Source organism: Roseburia sp. OM04-10BH (assembly GCF_003462605.1).
In the GTDB taxonomy this organism is placed as follows: domain Bacteria; phylum Bacillota; class Clostridia; order Lachnospirales; family Lachnospiraceae; genus Roseburia_C; species Roseburia_C amylophila.
The window spans coordinates 417,626-436,637 of the sequence record NZ_QTZI01000001.1; the positions used below are offsets into that span (position 1 = coordinate 417,626).

Annotated in this window: 13 protein-coding genes; all 13 read left to right on the plus strand. The window is 38.6% G+C overall.

Going from position 1 to position 19,012, the window contains the following annotated elements:
- The first annotated feature begins 54 nt into the window (after positions 1-54).
- The gene (locus tag DXB43_RS01885; RefSeq protein ID WP_117946408.1) at positions 55-1,152 is read left to right on the plus strand and encodes a hypothetical protein; all 1,098 of its coding nucleotides are present in this window, start codon (positions 55-57) and stop codon (positions 1,150-1,152) included.
- A gap of 134 nt (positions 1,153-1,286) precedes the next feature.
- Positions 1,287-2,855 carry a transglutaminase domain-containing protein gene (locus DXB43_RS01890; RefSeq protein WP_117946410.1) on the plus strand — a complete coding sequence of 523 codons (1,569 nt, stop codon included), beginning with the start codon at positions 1,287-1,289 and terminating at the stop codon, positions 2,853-2,855.
- A 17-nt stretch (positions 2,856-2,872) separates the two neighbouring features.
- Positions 2,873-4,732, plus strand: a complete 1,860-nt coding sequence (locus DXB43_RS01895; RefSeq protein ID WP_117946412.1) for a hypothetical protein — start codon at positions 2,873-2,875, stop codon at positions 4,730-4,732.
- A gap of 120 nt (positions 4,733-4,852) precedes the next feature.
- Positions 4,853-7,291: a glycosyltransferase family 2 protein gene (locus DXB43_RS01900; protein ID WP_243006620.1), complete on the plus strand. Its 2,439-nt coding sequence runs from the start codon at positions 4,853-4,855 to the stop codon at positions 7,289-7,291.
- 67 nt (positions 7,292-7,358) lie between these two features.
- Positions 7,359-8,492, plus strand: a complete 1,134-nt coding sequence (gene rffA, locus DXB43_RS01905; protein ID WP_117946414.1) for a dTDP-4-amino-4,6-dideoxygalactose transaminase — start codon at positions 7,359-7,361, stop codon at positions 8,490-8,492.
- Between the two features lie 29 nt (positions 8,493-8,521).
- Positions 8,522-9,538 (plus strand): NAD-dependent epimerase/dehydratase family protein, encoded by a 1,017-nt coding sequence (locus DXB43_RS01910; protein ID WP_117946416.1) that lies wholly within the window; start codon positions 8,522-8,524, stop codon positions 9,536-9,538.
- A 20-nt stretch (positions 9,539-9,558) separates the two neighbouring features.
- Positions 9,559-10,704: an ATP-grasp domain-containing protein gene (locus tag DXB43_RS01915; RefSeq protein WP_117946418.1), complete on the plus strand. Its 1,146-nt coding sequence runs from the start codon at positions 9,559-9,561 to the stop codon at positions 10,702-10,704.
- Positions 10,701-11,057: a transporter gene (locus DXB43_RS01920; RefSeq protein ID WP_117698685.1), complete on the plus strand. Its 357-nt coding sequence runs from the start codon at positions 10,701-10,703 to the stop codon at positions 11,055-11,057. The genes DXB43_RS01915 and DXB43_RS01920 overlap by 4 nt, the downstream gene beginning before the upstream one ends.
- 3 nt (positions 11,058-11,060) lie before the next feature.
- Entirely contained in the window at positions 11,061-11,393 is a 333-nt protein-coding gene (locus tag DXB43_RS01925) for an EamA family transporter (protein ID WP_117698686.1), read from the plus strand.
- Between the two features lie 12 nt (positions 11,394-11,405).
- Positions 11,406-12,350 carry a glycosyltransferase family 2 protein gene (locus DXB43_RS01930; protein ID WP_117946420.1) on the plus strand — a complete coding sequence of 315 codons (945 nt, stop codon included), beginning with the start codon at positions 11,406-11,408 and terminating at the stop codon, positions 12,348-12,350.
- Positions 12,331-15,267: a YfhO family protein gene (locus DXB43_RS01935; RefSeq protein ID WP_158567181.1), complete on the plus strand. Its 2,937-nt coding sequence runs from the start codon at positions 12,331-12,333 to the stop codon at positions 15,265-15,267. The genes DXB43_RS01930 and DXB43_RS01935 overlap by 20 nt, the downstream gene beginning before the upstream one ends.
- Positions 15,264-17,213 carry a DUF2142 domain-containing protein gene (locus tag DXB43_RS01940; protein ID WP_117946424.1) on the plus strand — a complete coding sequence of 650 codons (1,950 nt, stop codon included), beginning with the start codon at positions 15,264-15,266 and terminating at the stop codon, positions 17,211-17,213. Before DXB43_RS01935 ends, DXB43_RS01940 begins: the two co-directional genes overlap by 4 nt.
- Before the next feature lie 21 nt (positions 17,214-17,234).
- Positions 17,235-19,010, plus strand: a complete 1,776-nt coding sequence (locus DXB43_RS01945) for a hypothetical protein (protein ID WP_117946426.1) — start codon at positions 17,235-17,237, stop codon at positions 19,008-19,010.
- The last annotated feature ends 2 nt before the right edge of the window (positions 19,011-19,012 follow it).

Genomic DNA, 19,012 nt, shown 5'->3' on the forward strand with positions numbered 1-19,012 from the left:
ATAGTTGATTTGTAACCAAAACAATAGAGCAACAAGAAATGGAGAAAGAAGTTTATGAAGAAACAACTGATGAAGGTTGTGGTATGTCTGGGGATTATTCTTGCAGCATTTTCTGTAAATAAGACATCTGCCAAAGCATACACAACAGGAACATTGAGCAGTGATGGACATCTGTACAGCAATGGCAGAATGGTAATCAATGATTTCGTCTTTGATGGAACCTATACCTATTATGCACAGGCAGATGGAACACCGATGAAAGATCGTCTGACCTATCATCCGGATGGAGTACATATCATTTATTTTGATTCCCAGGGGCATGAAGTATTCAGCAATTTCCAGTATTGCCCGAGCGTCGGTTATACCTGCTATTTTGATTCTCAGGGGTATATCTACAAGGATCAGATTACTTTTGTGGATAGTGATGTCTATTATCTGAATGCAAATGGTAAAATGGAGGATAGTGGTTGGTTCCAATTCGCAAATGGTGTGGATTATGGATATGCTTATAGTGATGGTACTTTGAATTGCTATGGATTTGGTTATGATCCATGGGGAAGAGTTGTATATTATCACTGGAACGGAATGGTAGCCCGTGGACTGATCGCAGATGGTAACAATTACTATAGTATGTCAACGGAAGATGGACATTATCTTGGAAGCTTTTCCAATGGAAATACCAATCCGCTGTATGGACCAGGTTACTATATTGTTGGTATAAATATGCCGGCAGGAGAATATTTCCTTGCAAATCAGGGCGATGGTGTTTCATTTAATATTTATAATAGTAACGGATCTGTCCGGGATGACTGGAGTGATCAGAACCTGATTTTTACTGCTGTGCCAGGTGAAGAAGTATACATTTATGAGGGAATTGCAACGCCAAATCTTGCTTCCCAGTCAATCAGCCTTTCCTATGTCGGTGTGAATGCAAAGATTGGTATTCATCTTGGTGAAGGCGTATATCGTATTACTGCAACAGACCGTTCGAGTTATAGAAGCTACTACAATGTGTGGAATGATTCTACATTTTTACATGGTGTTGCAAACAGCCATGAATTTTCATATACAGGAGAGTCTGTTGATGTAAGAGTCTATAATGGACAGGTGCTGGATGTATGGGGTGCGACGGTTACTTATGTAGGTCCATAATCAGAATAGAAAAGAATAAAAAGCGTAAGAAAATGCTTTCTGATGTTTTGCGTCAGAAAGCATTTTTTATATTGAAAGGATAGTAATAAAGCTGATATAATAAAGACAGCTATTAGAATGAAGGAGGAAAACGAATGAAAAAATGGAAGAAAGGGATGGCGTTGCTGGCAATTGCTGCAATGATAGTGCAATTATTACCGGTGAATGTAAAAGCAGAAAATTTAAACACAGATTTAAGTGAAAAAACAGGATATCTTCCTGCAGGACTGATGGAAGTCACCCTGACAGAGGAAGATGTAGCTGATGCGATTTCATTAGAGGACCAGGAATATAGGGCAAAGACATATAGTGCTTCTGGTACTGATTACAGTTCCAGCTATTACTATAATCAGTTATCTTATGAAAAGAGAACATTATATAATAGTATGCAGTATGAATGTGAACAGTATCTGGATACACAGGAGGATGCGGTAGTAGATGGTTCTTCTTATGCAAGGACAGACTACATAGAATGCACAGGCATGTCAACAGATGATTTGTGGGAAGTTGTTTGGATATTTACGCTTTCAAACCCGCAGTATTATTTTGTCCGTGGTACATCCGCTTTTAAAGGATATCAGGGCTCAAAACAATATGTGGCACTGGCAATTTATCCGGATTATCAGAAAGGATATGTACGTGCAAAATATACTGCCCAGTTTAATGCAAAAGTGAATAACTGGATAAATGAGATTAATGCAGAATCCTCAGATTACTTTAAAATTAAAAAAGCACATGATATTGTATGTGCGAACATCGTATATGATAATGATTCCAGCAATCAGGAAAAGCATCAGAGCAGCGGAACAGCAGTACTGACGGGAAACTCAGTATGCGCAGGCTATGCACAGCTCTTTTCCCTGTTATGCAATGCAGCAGGCATATCTGCAATCTGTGTAACCAGTCCATATCATGAATGGAACGAAGTGAAGCTGGATAATAACTGGTATGTTGTAGATTGTACCTGGGATGATTCTGATTCAGACAATAGCTGGTATTATAATTATTTTTGCAAATCAGATGCTACAATAAATGAGGGATATCATGAAGTGGAAAGTTGTCTGAGTGCATACAGACCGGCATGTAATTCAGATTATATCGGAAAAGTGTCCTCTTATAATGGAATCAGTTTTTATCGTGAAGTAGATGGAAATATCCGCAGCTATGATGAAAAAGGAAAACTGATTACCAATAAATTTGTATTTGACGGAAGTTATACCTATTATATGCAGGCAGATGGAACACCGATGAAAGACCGTCTGACTTATCATCCGGATGGAGAACATATTATTTATCTGGATACAGAAGGACATGAGGTGTTTAATAATTTCCAGTACTGTCCAAGTGTGGGATATACCTGCTATTTTGATTCCCAGGGATATATTTATAAAGATCAGATTACCTTTGTTGGCGATAAAGTATTTTATCTGAATGCAAATGGAAAGATGGAGAACAGTGGCTGGTTCCGGTTCGCAAATGGCAGGGATTTTGGATATGCGAATACGGATGGAACTTTGAAATGTGATGGATTTTCTTATGATCCATGGGGAAGAATTGTATTCTATCACTGGAATGGAATGGTAGCCCGTGGATTAATTACAGATGGTGTATATTATTATAATATGGATGCAACAGACGGACATTATCTTGGAAGTTTCCAGTAAATAAGAGGAGATTTTGGATGAAAAGAAAACTGGTTACATTTTTAACAATGACAGCAATGGTGACATTATTTACGACAGGAATAAATGAGACTGCATATGCGCAGACAATGGATGAAGAGACGGTGGTGTCCCAGAACTATGCAAGCGGAACTGTTTATATTTATACGGCAGCAGACCTGGTGAATCATGCAGATACATCAATGGGAGACAATTATGTTCTCATGAATGATATTGATATCAGCGCATATATGGGGAACATTGCAGGTATGCAGCTGCAAGGAACATTTAATGGAAATGGACATATCATATATGGAATCAATGGAGACAAGTCCCTGTTTTCCTATAACTTGGGACGGATCAGTAATCTTACTGTAGTGGGCAATCTGCAGGTAAACAGTGCGTCATTTATTGATATTGGTGGAATTGCAGCAACTAATACAGGAACCATTGAGGACTGTGTCAGCCAGGTGAATATTACCTCTGGTGGAAGCTCTAATATCCGTGTTGGCGGAGTTGCAGCAACTAATGTAGGTGACATTTACCGCTGTAAGAATGAAGGATATATTTCCGGAAATATTTCGGAAGTGGGCGGTATTATAGGGCTGAATGGTGGAACAAATGTGGTGGATTGTGAAAATACCGGAGCAATCAGCTTTACAACCAGTAATTGTCATGTTTATGCAGGCGGAATCATCGGTGATGAAACAAGATTTAGCGGAAATACCCAGTTTAGTATAGAAAACTGTAAAAATTCAGGTGATATTTCCGGAGATGCTGGAAATGGAGCCGCAACAATTGGCGGTGTCATTGGTGAAGCCACAAGAAAAGGTGACAATAGTACATCATCGATTAAGAATTGTACAAATGCAGGAAATATTTCCGGTACAGGTAGCCTGGGAGGAGTAATTGGAAATATTAACCGTGGAAATTCCTATATGCAGAATGGTGTGGAAATTCCTTCGGGTGGAGATAATATTGTTGTAGAAGGCTGCGGAAACAGTGGAAATATTACTGCAAAGAAATCAGGAAGTTCCTCTGTTGGAGGCGTATTTGGCGGTGCTGTAATTTCCAAAACTGGAACGATATATGTAAAAGGATGTGGTAACTCAGGAAGTATTTATAGTGAAAACGGCAGGAGTGATGTCAATATAGATGTTTTAGGCGGAATTGGCGGTGCCATGAATAATTTTGGAACTGAGGATGGGACTGGTAGCTATGTATATGTAGAAAACTGCTATAACAGAGGCTATGTAGATGATAATGTAAATTATTCTTCAGACCAGATTGCAAATACATCAGGCAGTAATATGGCAGTAACGAATTGCCAGTATACCGGCAACCGTTTTAAGACAGATGCAGATGGAACAATACATGCATATTATCCGGATGGAACACCTATTTACAATCAGTTTATATTTGACGGATATTTTACTTATTATATCCAGGCAGATGGAACAGCAATGAAAGACAATCTGACTTATCATCCGGATGGAACACATATTATCTGTTTCGATGAAAAGGGACACGAAGTATTTATGGATTTCTATTATTGCTCCAAAGTAGGATATACCTGTTACTTTGATTCACTGGGATATATTTATAAGGACCAGATTACTTTTGTTGGCAATAAGACATATTATCTGAATGCAAATGGTAAAATGGAGAATAGTGGATGGTTCCAGTTCGCAAATGGCATGGATTATGGATATGCAAATGCAGATGGAACATTAAAAACGAATCAATTCTCCTATGATCCATGGGGAAGAATTGTATTCTACCACTGGAATGGAATGGTAGCCCGCGGATTGATCACAGATGGTGTCTACTATTATAATATGGATACAACAGACGGACATTATCTTGGAAGTTTCCAATAATTGAAAAATCAGAAAATACTGGAAAAAAGACTGGAATCCGGATGGTCATTATTTGACCATCCGGATTCTTTTTGATACAATATAGATAACTATGTTTTCTAAGGAGGAATACTTAAGAATATGATAAACTATGATTTCGTGACAGAGAGCATGAGAATGCATCTGACGAAACAGAATCGAATGGTTTTTCGTGGTTTCTTTCCAGAAGATAATCCGGAAGGAAGAACGATTAAAGTATATGTAAATAAAAAGGAAATTCCAGTAGAGATAACAATAGAGAAAAGTGTGGATGTCAGAAGAAGATATCTGCATTACCAGATGAATGTAGGAGAAGAAGTTACAGGAGAATTTGGAATACCGGAAGAACCGGTTACAGAAATCCGGGTATACAGCTGCAAGGGCAGTGAGGAAGCGTTGTCTTTCCGGGCAGATGGAAAATTATATCAGAGCATATGCAGCCAGCTGGAAAGCAATCTGGAGATGGAACGTTTAGAAGAGGATAAAATTGTTCTGACCGGATGGAGTGCAGCAGGGGATACAACCAAATGTGAAGTTTTTATCGATAAAAAAAGTGTACCATTTGAAGTACAGTGGAAATATCGTAAAGATGTAGTAGATGTTTTTGGAGAACTTTCAGACAGTATAAATTGTGGTTATGAAATCTTTGTACCGGATCAGGGAGGAAAGAGACTGGTACTTATACTGAAAGCAGCAGATAAGCAGAAACGGTTTGAAATATTATTGGAAAAAGTCCGCCAGGGAGAAGAAAAACAGACTGGTTCCGGCTATGTGAGAAAAGCGATTGCGTATTGGAAACATTATGGCTTCCGGAAAATGGTGCGTAAGGTGTTCTATAAGTTAAAGGGCGAAAAGGACACGATGAATTACGAGGAATTTCTGAAGAAATATGGAGTAGACGAAAATGAACTGGAGCGGCAGAGACAGGATGTAATAAAAGATGGACCATTGTTTTCGGTTGTTGTTCCATTATACTGCACCAAAGAAAAATTTCTGCGTGAAATGATAGAGTCGGTACAGGCGCAGACATATACCAACTGGGAACTGTGTCTTGCAGATGGAAGCGGAAAAGAAAAATCCCTGAAAGAAACTGTAGATATATATGCAAAAGAGGATAAGCGTATAAAATATATTTTATTGGAAAGCAATGAAGGAATTGCCGGTAATACCAATGAAGCACTGAAAATGGCGAATGGAGATTTTATTGTATTGACAGACCATGATGATCTACTTTCACCGGAAGCATTATATCAGTGTGCGAAAGCAATACAGAAAGAGCCGCAGACAGACGTTATTTATTCGGATGAAGATAAGGTGGACATGAATGGCAGACACTATTTTGAACCACATTTTAAATCTGATTTTAATATTGATTTATTATGTACCATGAATTATATCTGCCATTTATTCGTATTCCATAAGACGATTCTGGAGAAAGCAGGTTTCTTTCAGAGTGAATATGATGGCGCACAGGATCATGATTTTATACTGCGTTGTACCGAGGCAGCAGAACATATTGCCCATATTCCAAGAGTGCTGTATCATTGGAGATGTCATTCCCAGTCAACTTCAGAGAATCCGGAAAGCAAGCTGTATGCATTTACTAATGGATGCAAGGCGGTAAAAGCACATTATGACAGAATTGGAATTCCAGCAGAAGTAGAAAGAGGACCTTTTTATGGAATGTATCATACCCGTTATCAATGGAAAGAAGAACCATTGCTTTCGATTATCATTCCGAATAAAGACCATGTGGCAGACTTGAGAAAATGTATGGATTCCATCGAAGAGAAATCCACCTACCGGAATTTTGAATTTATCATTGTAGAGAATAACAGTACAGAAGAAGAGACCTTTGCTTATTATAAAGAGATAGAGACAAGAGATAATGTAACTGTCTTATATTACAAAGGAGACTTTAATTATTCGAAGATCAATAACTTCGGTGTGGCGCAGGCAAAGGGAGAATATATCCTTCTTCTGAACAATGATACGGAGATGATCGAACCAGACAGCATCAAGGAAATGCTGGATGTATGTATGCGCCCGGATGTAGGAATCACCGGAGCAAAATTATTATATGAAGATAATACCATACAGCATGCAGGTGTTATCGTTGGATTTGGCGGTATTGCAGGTCATGCATTTATCGGACAGGACAAAGAAGACAATGGATATTTTTCCAGGAGCATAAGTGTGCAGGATTTATCAGCAGTAACAGCTGCCTGTCTTATGGTACGAAAAAGTGTATATGAAGAAGTCGGGGGACTGGATGAAGAATACAAAGTAGCTTTCAATGATATTGACTTCTGCCTGAAAGTAAGAAAAGCAGGTTATCTTGTAGTATACAATCCATATGCACAGTTCTACCATTATGAATCAAAATCAAGAGGTCTGGAAGATTCTGCGGATAAAGTGGCAAGATTCCAGCGGGAGATCGCTTTATTTGGAGAACGCTGGGGAGATATTCTGGAAAAAGGGGATCCGTATTATAATCCGAATCTGACACTGGATAAAGCAGATTTTTCGCTGAAAGAGTGAGAACCATAAATGGTCTGGTATTGTAAAAAGTGGTGCAATATCATGAATATATAACGGAGGCATAGAAATGATTAATTTCAATGAACCACCTTATATGGAAAAAAGCATGGATTATATCCGTAAGGCGGTAGAGAACAAGAAGATTTGTGGAGATGGAGAATTTACAAAGAAATGTAATGCTTGGCTGGAAGAACATACCGGGACAAAAAAGGCATTACTGACAACATCCTGTACCCACGCAACAGAACTGGCAGCTATTTTATCCGGGATTCAGCCGGGAGACGAAGTGATTATGCCGGCATATACCTTTGTATCTACAGCAGATGCCTTTGTCTTAAGAGGTGCTAAGGCGGTGTTTGTGGATATCCGTCCGGATACCATGAATATAGACGAAAAACTGATTGAACATGCGATTACCGATAAGACGAAAGCGATTGTTCCGGTACATTATGCCGGAGTATCCTGTGAAATGGATACGATTCTTGCAATTGCAGAGAAATATCATCTTCTGGTAATTGAAGATGCCGCCCAGGGTGTCATGGCTTCTTATAAAGGCAGGGCACTTGGTACAATGGGAGATTTTGGCTGTTATAGTTTCCATGAGACAAAGAATTACAGCATGGGAGAAGGAGGAGCACTCCTGATCCGTGATGAAAAGAATGTAGAAAATGCCGAGATCGTCCGGGAGAAGGGAACTAACCGCAGCAAATTCTTCCGCGGACAGATTGATAAATATACCTGGGTGGAAGCAGGTTCTTCCTATCTTCCAAGTGAACTGAATGCAGCATATCTCTATGCACAGCTGGAACAGGCAGAAGAAATCAATAAAAAACGTCTGTCTGTCTGGAACCGCTATTGGGATGGATTGGAAAAATTATCTGATGAGGGTAAAATTGTCCGCCCAACGATACCGGAGGGCTGCGCACATAATGCACATATGTTTTATCTGAAAGCAAGGGATTTAGAGGAAAGAACAGCTTTAATCAGTTATTTAAAGGAACAGGGGGTACAGGCTGTATTTCATTATATTCCATTACATACAGCACCGGCAGGCCGGCGCTATGGTATGTTTGCAGGAGAAGACCGTTATACAACGAGGGAAAGCGAGAGGCTGGTCCGCCTGCCGTTATATTATAATCTGTCATTGGAACATGCAGACTATGTGATAGATAAGGTTAATGCATTTTACAAAGAGAGATAAATGAAAATACAGGAAAGAGGACAGAGTAAATGGTTATTGTTATTGGGGCAACAGGATTTATTGGAATGTATACCGTAGACCGCTTCTTGGAAGAAGGTTATGAGGTGCTGGCAACTGGAAGAAATGCAATCATGAAGCAGGAACTGGAAGCAAAAGGCGTTACCTGTGTGTCATTGGATATTTCGAAAAAAGAAGATTTTGACAAATTACCGACAGAAGGTGTAGAGGGTGTCATTTTACTGGCAGGTCTGCTTCCGGCAAATGCACCGGTGGACATTGCACAGGATGAGAATGCTGCAGATTATATTCGCATCAATGTGGAAGGAACGATAAATGTGCTGGAGTACTGCCGCAAGAATGGCATTCAGAAAGTGATCGCTACCAGCAGTTATGCAGATGTAAGAAATGCATGGAAGAAAGGCGTTGCTTTAAAAGAGACAGAGCCGAGAGATTTTATGTATACCGGAGACCATGCGGTATATGTGATTTCCAAAAATGCAGCCAATGATGTGATGGAATATTATAATGAGCAGCATGGCATGCAGTGTGCATCTTTCCGCCTGCCACCGGTATACGGAGTAGGACCTCATTCTGAGATTTATGTGAATGGTAAATATTATAAGACCGGAATCCAGACCTTTATTGAGAATGCAGAAGCCGGAAAAGACATTGAAATCTGGGGTGACCCACAGATTTCCAGAGACATTATTTATGTAAAGGATGTTGCAAGAGCATTTGTGCTGGCGTTACGCAGTGATAAGACCTATGGTCTTTATAATATGACATCCGGTACAGAACTTACTTTAGAGAAGCAGGTGCAGACTGTTATTGATGTATTCGGACCGGATAAGGGCTCTAAGATTGTATACCGTCCGGACAAGCCGAATAATACACCATCCTTTTTGTTTGATATGACAAAGGCGAAGGAAGATTTCGGATTTGTGCCGGAATACCTTTCTTATCGTGCGATTATGGAAGATTATAAAAAAGAATTAGAAAGCGGAAGATGGGATAAGTTTATCGCAAGCCGCCGCAAAGAAAGTTAAATGCCGGGAGGACAGGCAATATGAAGAAAATTGTAATTATAGGAGCGAATTCTTTTCAGAATCCGCTCATTTTAAAGGCAAAAGAGATGGGATATGAGACACATGTATTTGCATGGAAAGATGGCTCTATCGGAGAACGGACAGCAGATTATTTTTATCCCATCAGCATTGTGGAAAAGGAAGCAATCTTAGAAGAATGCCGGAGGATTCAGCCAGATGCAGTTGCAACAATAGCATCTGATCTTGCCAATATTACCGTGCAGTATCTGGCAGAGCAGCTTGGATTATCACATAATTCTGACAACTGTATCTATATATCTACCAATAAATTTGCCATGCGGGAAGCTTTTTCGAAGCATGGTGTGCCTACACCGGGCTTTGTCAGTGTATGTGAAGGGGATGATTACGCGGCAGCTGTAGCAGATATGCAGTTTCCAATGATAGTAAAACCGACCGACCGTTCCGGAAGCCGCGGTATTATGAGGGTGGAACGTCTTGAAGAGATTGCTCCGGCAGTGGAAGAGGCAGTGCGTAATTCCTTTGAAAAGAAGGCAATTATTGAAGAATATATCGAAGGCAATGAATATAGCTGTGAATGTATTTCTTATCAGGGCAGACATCATGTGCTGGCGGTGACAAAGAAATATACCACAGGATATCCTCATTTTATTGAGACCGGACATATGGAGCCACCAGAGCTTTCTGAAATCGAAATGAACCGGGTGAAGGAATTTATTCCGAAGGCACTTACTGCTCTTGAGATTGAAAATGGTGCTTCTCATTCAGAATTTAAACTGGATGCCGAAGGCAATGTAAGAATCATTGAAATCGGTTCCCGTATGGGTGGCGACTGTATTGGCTCCCATCTGGTATATTTATCTTCCGGATATGACTTTGTGCGCATGGTAATTGAGACTGCTTTGGGACAGGAACCGGAACTGACACCGGCACATGAGCCGATGTGTGCGGGAATCCGCTTTGTGTTTACAAAGAAGGATCTGGATGTTTTGGAAGAGATTAAGAGCAAAAGTCCGGAACTGCTTCAGATGGTAAGTGAAATGGAACCGGTAGGGGAACATCAGGTAGTAGACAGTGGAAGCCGTTTTGGTTATTACATTCTGGCTGGAAAAAATCAGGCAGAGATTAAGGATTGGTTGGAACGATGAGTAAAGTAGAAGGAAAGAAAAAGTGGATACTGCTGATTTTACTGCAGCTGGTAATTATGATATACACATTATCCGGTGTGGCAGCGAAGTTTGCAGCAGGATATGAGTTTTTATCCATGGGATTTATTCTGTGTTACGGAGTGGAAATCTGCATCCTTGGATTGTATGCCATTTTCTGGCAGCAGATTATCAAAAGGGTTGATTTGTCGGTAGCATATGCAAACCGGAGCATTGCGATTTTGTGGTCTATGATCTGGGCAGCACTGATTTTTGGAGAACATATTTCGGTACAGAATATTATTGGTGTCCTTCTGGTAATTGCCGGCACCATGATTGTGAATAAGGAGGGTTAAAAGATGATATACTGGCTTTTTCTGGTGGCATCCGTAGTAGTAGCTTCCTTTTCGCAGATTTTGTTAAAGAAAAGTGCTGCAAAAAAATATGATAATGTAATAAAGGAATACTTAAATCCATATGTCATCATTGGATATGCCATGATGGTAGGAACTACCGTATTGACGATTCTGGCATATCATGGAATTGAATATAAGAATGGCCCGGTCATTGAATCCCTGGGCTATATCTTAATTATGATTTTAAGCTTTTTCTTTTTTAAAGAGCCGATTACAAAGCGTAAAGTATTTGGAAATGCACTGATACTGCTTGGTATTATCGTGTTTTACCTATAGGAGGGTATGAAAATGGATATATCAGTTGTAGTTCCGGTCTATGGATGCCGGGCAGCACTGCATGAATTGCATAGACGTCTGGTGGAATCGGTAAGTACCATCACTGATGATTTTGAAATTATTCTGGTAAATGATGCCTGCCCGCAGAATTCGTGGGAAGTAATCGAAGAAATCTGTAAGGAGGACAGCCGTGTAAAGGGGATTGAATTATCCCGGAATTTCGGACAGATTATGGCAATAACTGCAGGACTGGATGCCTCAAAAGGAGACTGGGTAGTGGTGATGGACTGTGATTTACAGGACAGACCGGAAGAAATCCCGAATCTTTATCGCAAGGCTCAGGAAGGTTATGATGTGGTCTTTGCCAGAAGAGTACATAGAAAAGATTCTTTCTTAAAGGTATTAGTATCTAAAATATTCTATAAGATTTATTCCTTTGCATCGGATGGACACTATGACCCGGCAATCTGTAATTTCAGCATCAGCAAACGGGTGGTAATCGATAATTACTGCAAGATGCGGGAAATGCACCGTGCCTTTGTAATTTATGTGAAATGGCTTGGCTTTAAGCAGGCAGCAATTGATGTGGAACACGATTCCCGTTTTGAGGGAAAATCCTCTTATAACATGAAGAAGCGTTTTAAGATGGCGGGAGAGATTTTAACCTCCCAGTCGGATAAACTTTTGAAATTCACCATGGGCTTTGGATTTCTGATGTCCATCATTTCAGCACTGGTGATTATCGGACTGATTATCTATTATTTTACCGGTCATGTGGCAGCAGGCTGGACCAGTATCGTAGCAACCAACTGTCTCATCGGAGGAATTATTATTATGGTAGTCGGTCTGGTAGGCATTTATGTAGGAAATATTTTTATGCAGTCAAAACAAAGACCCCTTTATGTGGTGCGCCAGATGCTGAATGAGGAGAAGGAAGATGCAGATTCAAATCGATAGGAAGAAATGGTTAAAAAATGCAGCAGTATTGCTTGCAGAACTGGTTCTGATTCTTGCAGGGCTGGTTCTGGTGGGAACGGTTGGAGAACGGGGATTTGACAACTGGAAAATATATTTTACTTTCCAGCAGGAAAAACAAAATCTTGAAGAAATAAAAAGCTCTGCTAATGATTTAATCCAGGATGAGGATGGATATATTACGGGAGAAGACAGTTTCTTTATTATTCCGGTAAATGCAGATAAACTCTTGGATGTTGAAATGAATCAACTGAATCAGGAAATTACAGGTTTTATCTGGCAGTCAGAAACAAAAGAATTTAATAGTGATCCAGCAACATATACTTATCAGCTGGGGCATAATCCAATTCAGGTGGAAAAAGGAACAAAGTATATTAAACTATTGATTTCAGATGTACAGGGACTGCATTATAATATTAACCAAATCTCTTATCGAAATCCATTTGAAGTGTATGTACGAATTCATAAGAAGGCTATTTTTAAAATAGCAATTGTATTATTGCTGGTTGGAGTACTGGTAAAAGGTGTGGAATATATTTCGGAAGATAGAACAAAACTAAAAAAAACTGCTTCCATTACAGTATTTCTTTTTGTGGTTGGTATCACCGTATTATATATTTTTCATGATTATATATTTGGTGACAGACTTTTTATCTTTGCGGATATTGGCTCAGATACCATCCAGCAGTATTATCCATATTACATGAACTGTGTAAGAAGAATACAGGAAGGAACATTTGGTATCTGGAACTGGGATTATGGTTTGGGAACAAGTCTGATGAACAATATTTCACAGACGTTGGATCCATTTGGATTGTTTGTAATATTAGGTGGAGTAATCGGTGGAATCTCAAAGGTAAGAAGACTGCTTGTAGTAGCGCAGATATTGAAGATTGTTTTATCGGCACTTTTATGCCGTTATTTTTTGAAAATGTTTCATGTTTCAGAAAAAGCAGCATGTGTTGGCGGATATCTTTATGCATTTAATGGTTATCTGATGTTATGGGGACAACATTATTTGCTGGGAACAATTTGTGTATACCAGATAATAATTTTGATTTTCCTGGAGAAACTGTTACGGGAAGTCAAAGTAAAATATATTGCGGGATTGGGAGTCGCAGTCGCAGCATCGACATTATACAGTTATTATAATACATATATGGCACTTGCATTTGCTGCAATATACTGTGTACTCAGGCTGATTAATCCGGAGCTGGACTGGCAATGGAAAGACAGATTAAAACGTGCGGCAACAGTCTTTGGAACAATTATATGTGGCGTATTTATGGATGCGGTGACATTATTGCCGGCAGCATCTTACCTGACTTCCAGTTCGACAAGGCTGGATTCCAGTGAGTCTGCAATTACAAAGTTTTTAAGTGGTCTGTTTTCTACTTATACAATGGATGCCAATATAGAAACAACGGGTCGTCTTATATCAAATAATACTTTTTGCATTAACCAGTTAGAGCATGCAACGGGTTGGGGAAATTATTATGAGATGCCAAATGTCTGCCTTACTGTATTTATATTTATATTTCTGGGACAATTTCTTGTACGTAAAATAAGAGAGTGCAAAAATACAAAACAGCTGGTATATGGAATCTTTGTGACAATGGTAGGCGTATTTATTTTGTATAATCCGGGATTTGCCATTGCGTTTAATGGATTTGCATATGTGCAGGCAAGATATACTTTTGTAATCATGCCGGTAGCAGCATTGCTGGTAGCAACAGAATGGGAAAGTCTGATTGTAAGAAAAAAAATCAGTATTTTTGGATTGGCATTGGGGCTGGCGGCAAGTGTTGGAGTGCTGTTACAGACCGGTCGGAGAGCGTCTGGTGAAGTGATAAAATATGATGGACAGCTTATTGTTTTGTGCCTGATCTTTGCAGGATTGCTTGGAATTGGATATTTTTGCAGAACAAAAAAGATATGGGGGATAGTAGAAGTTTTCCTTGGAATATGTCTGATTATTTCTGTGGGAAGGGAAAATTATATTACCAATAATGAGCGGGTAACGGCTTATGCTTCGGGAGAAAAAATAATTTATTCTGATAAAGGGATGGGAAATGATACGATAGATGCATTGAAATATTTAAAGGAGAAAGATGATTCTTTTTACCGCGTGGAGAAGACATACTCATTTTCTTCAACGTATGGAGATTCGTTGATAGCTGGATATTCTGCTATAACTGATTATAATAGTACCATAAATCGCAATTTGTCATCTTTTTATACAAATCTGTACAGTAGCCAGAAGGTGACAGATGCTCAAAGGGCATTTATTGTGACAGATGAAACAGAGATTTATCCGATGCGGTTGATTAATTTAAAATATATTTTAAGTACATCTGAAATTGATTATTCCTGGTGCCAATATGTACATAAAATAGGGGAGGTATATATATATCAAAATATATATGCAGATTCAGTTGCTTCTTTTTATGAAAAAACTATTTCACAGGAAGAATGTGAAAAAATGGATGAAGGAAGTCGTAGAAAACTTTTAGGGGATACCTTGATTGTCAGGGACAGACAGGATATGTTATCAAAGGAAGAACCTGGACAGACGGACATTGGAGATTTTAAAGTAGACGGTTCTTCACTTGAAGGTACTGTTTCGAATGAGAAGGAAGGATTTCTGCTTTTGACTATTCCAGATCAGGAAGGCTGGGAAATCTATGTAGATGAGGAAAAAGAAACAATCATAAATGGTGATTATGGATTTACTGCAGTAAGACTGAAACCTGGAGTTCATAATGTGCAGGCGGTATATCATATTCCAAGGTTAAAGGAAGGTATTATAGGAAGTGTACTTGGAATCATTGTTTTAGCTGGAGTATGTCTGATATTGCATTTAAAAGATAGAAAACGAGGTGTGGGTAAGCAGAAATGAAAGAGAAAATAAAAAAAATTCCGGTTAAATATTGGATCGCAATTGGTGTATTTTTAATAATTTCAGTTTTGATGGTGAAACATAGAAACGTATTTTATGAATCAAGACAGGATAATTATAATGATAGAAGTGGAGAGAATGATGTAATTCCAGCTGAAGAGACGATTGTTACACAGTATTTTGAAATAAAAGAGAGTGTGCAGTCGATTGCACTTTTAATGACAAATGATTCAGGTCAGAATGTTGTTATAGATGCAGGGCTTTATAATGCAGATACAAATGAATTGCTAGCTAGCGCACAGACCGATTTACCGGATTCCAGGGGGGAAGAGTCGGTAATAAGTTTTTCATTTTCATCTGGTGAGGTGAGTGGAAGACAGAAAGTATATCTTACGCTACAGGAAGAAACTCCTGTTGATGAGGTGAATTACTGTGTACTGAAAGGGGATTATGAATCCGATATGGCAGTAAATAATCAGGAGTCAGGAACAAGACTTCGGATGTCTGTTATTTACGGCGGAGGATTAAATCTAGCATTTTTTGTTTTATTCGGATTAGGAGCAGCTGTAGTTGTTGGTATTTGTGTGTTGCCGAAACGGTTAGAACGTCCGGAGTATATATTTGTTATTTTAGCAACAGTAATGGGAATTGCAATGGCGTTAATTAATCCGCCGTTTCAGGAATGTGATGGTCCATCGCATTTTTATAAGGCAATGGATGTTTCTTATGGAAATATACTGGGCTCTTTTGGTAATTTTTCCCATGGGGATGGTGTGATAAATGTTCCTGAGAATGTGAGTGATATTTCATATCGGCAGATAACACCGGATGGAAGTGAAGGAAGTGAATATGTAAATTATTTAAAAACTCATAAATTTTCAAATGTTAAGGTTGAAATGACATATTATGAAAGTGTGACGTCGATTGTATATTGGCCACAGGGACTTGGAATTTTCATTGGAAGAGCATTGAATTTAAGTATCTATGGTGTCATTTTGATGGGAAGACTGTTTAACCTGTTAACTTATGTTATGCTTGGATTTTTTGCAATTCGTTTTATTCCCTGCTATAAGAATTTACTTGCAATGCTGGCAGTAATGCCTTTAAGTATATATCAGGCAGCTTCGCTTTCACAGGATGCGGTACTGAATGGATTTGGGTTCTTATTTATTGCGTTATGTTTATATTATGCTTTTGATGAAAATGTCAAGTTGTCATGGAAACATACGTTACTGCTGGGCTTTTTGTTACTTGGAATGTTCTTGTGTAAATATGTTTATGCATGTATGGGATTGTTGGTATTTTTGATTCCAAAGAATAAATTTGAAAGTAACCGAAAGTATTGGAAAGCATTTGCAATAACCTTGATACCATTTGCTATTTTATGCATTTATATCATGTCTCGGGTTTCAACGGGAATTAGTGGGCTTCAGGCAGTTGGTGGAGCATCCAGTGATATGACACAGTTACAGTATCTGATGGCTAATCCGCTGGTGGGTGTAAAGGTAATATTCTCTACTGTTTTGGTACAAACAAATGAATATTTGCATCAGCTTAATATACTGGGAAGCCTGAATTATCCGCTTAGTATGCTTATGATTATTGCACCGTGTTTTCTGACTACAGTTGGAATGCTGGATGGTCAGAGTATGGATGGAAAAATAAAAGTAAGACAGAGGGTATTACTAATCGTTACTTTTATAATTACAGCAGTGGCAGTGATGCTCGGACTGTATATTGCTGATGGTTATGCAAACCCGGTAGGGGCTGCTGTTGTGGGAGGAGTACAGGGAAGATATTTTATTATTCTTATAATTCTTCCATTTATCGCATTAGTCAGTGATAAAATAAAACATAACATAAATCATTTTACAATAAAGGTATCTGCAATCATGGGAATAATGCTTCTTTATGCATTGTTTATTCTGATTAAGACCTGTTATTAAGGAGAAAGGGCGAATAGAGGAATGGGATGGAACCTTGGTAGTACAGCTTTTTTTGTGGCAGCAGTGATAATAGTTTGGAGCAGTATTTTTGGCTTGTATAAAAGTGAAGAAAAGCAGACCGGAGTGACATGGATAGTAATGTTGCTTATTTTATTAAACTGTTATCACACATTTTGGGCGGCGGTTTTAGATTTAGTACATATCCCGATAAATATTATATCAATTGGAATCATTGATATGATAACAGGAGGTATAGTATGGTTTTTTAATTGGAAAAAGAAGAAATATCAGAAATATGAGTTTGCGGTAAGTGATTTGATGTTTGTCGTAACAGCCGTAGTTGTTTTAATTATTTTTGCAAAAACGAGATATGGTGGAACAGCTCTTAATCTTAATTTCCTTACAATTGATCCAGCGAATCATTTCCGGGCAGCAATGGACCTTGTGAATGACGGAACAGTTACAAGTATGTTTTATGAAACTGTTTGGAATGGATTATTTATAGAGATGCTGGCACCACTGGCAACAGTGGACTATTACTACCGTTTTTATGTTTTGAGTGAACTGATTCAGGTGTGCCTTTCTGCATTTATTTTCTATGGAATAGCAAGAAAGTATAGTAAAGACCGTTTCGGCAGGGTTGCAGCGTACATTCTTTCCTTTGTATATATGATTGGATATCCTATGTGTTCCATGATTTATGGTTTTACATATCTTGGAATGGGTGTTACCGTTGTAGGTATGTTGATTATTTTAACTGATATGTATTTAAAAGAGAACATGGGAAAATGGATGAACATCATTTTCCTGATGCTGGGGTGCCTTGCTATTTTTGAATGCTATGTGATGTTTATGCCGGTGACCTTTTTTGCACTAATTACCTGCATTTTTGTAAAACAATGGAAAATGCATAAGTTAGTATCACGAGACACCGTGGTAACCTGTCTGGCAGTGTTCCTGATTCCGTGTATTCTTGGATTTGTATATACATATGCCGGTGTATTTAAAGATGGGGTAACGGTATCCAGTGCAATTGTGAATGAAGGGGCATGCTACAGGGATCTTTTTTCTAATTTTGTTATATATATACCGCTGATTTTATTTGGATTCTATGCAATGTGTAAGAAAGGGGATAATAATCTTGTATTGTTTTTGGCACCTTACACATTTGTATTTACATTGTTACTGCTTTGGAAAACGGTTACAGGTAAGGCATCTACATATTACTTCTATAAAATATATTTTTTGTTGTGGTTAATAGCTTTTGTATTAGTATTTTATGGAGTCGTTTATGCACAAAAGCAGACCAGAGTCCTGATAACAGGATGCTTTATTACCTGGGTATTTTTGGTTGGAATGTATCTGGGAAAAGTAGAGGAACGTATCCAGATACATAATAGTCTTATGGTTTCGTCATATAAGGCAGAAGCATATAATGATTTATTGCATTATAATTACATAACGTTTTGGATGCCAGGATATTCGAAAGAGAAAGAGGAATTATATCATTGGGTTTACAATGAACTTTTAGAACAAGGAGAGGAACTTGTTCCGATGGCAGGATACTGGGAGGATGATTTGTGGTATCAGGCAATTACGAATCAAAGATATTATGGCTGGGGACAGAGTGATCCGAATCACACAGATTATTTTAATCATTTGAATGATTCTGGAGCAGAGTATATACTGGTATTAAAAGACAGCCAGATTTATCAGGATGAACAGGCATATTTTGATTCACTGGAAAGGATATATGATACGGAAATCGGCTTTGTAGGTAAGCTAAATGAAAAGTAAGG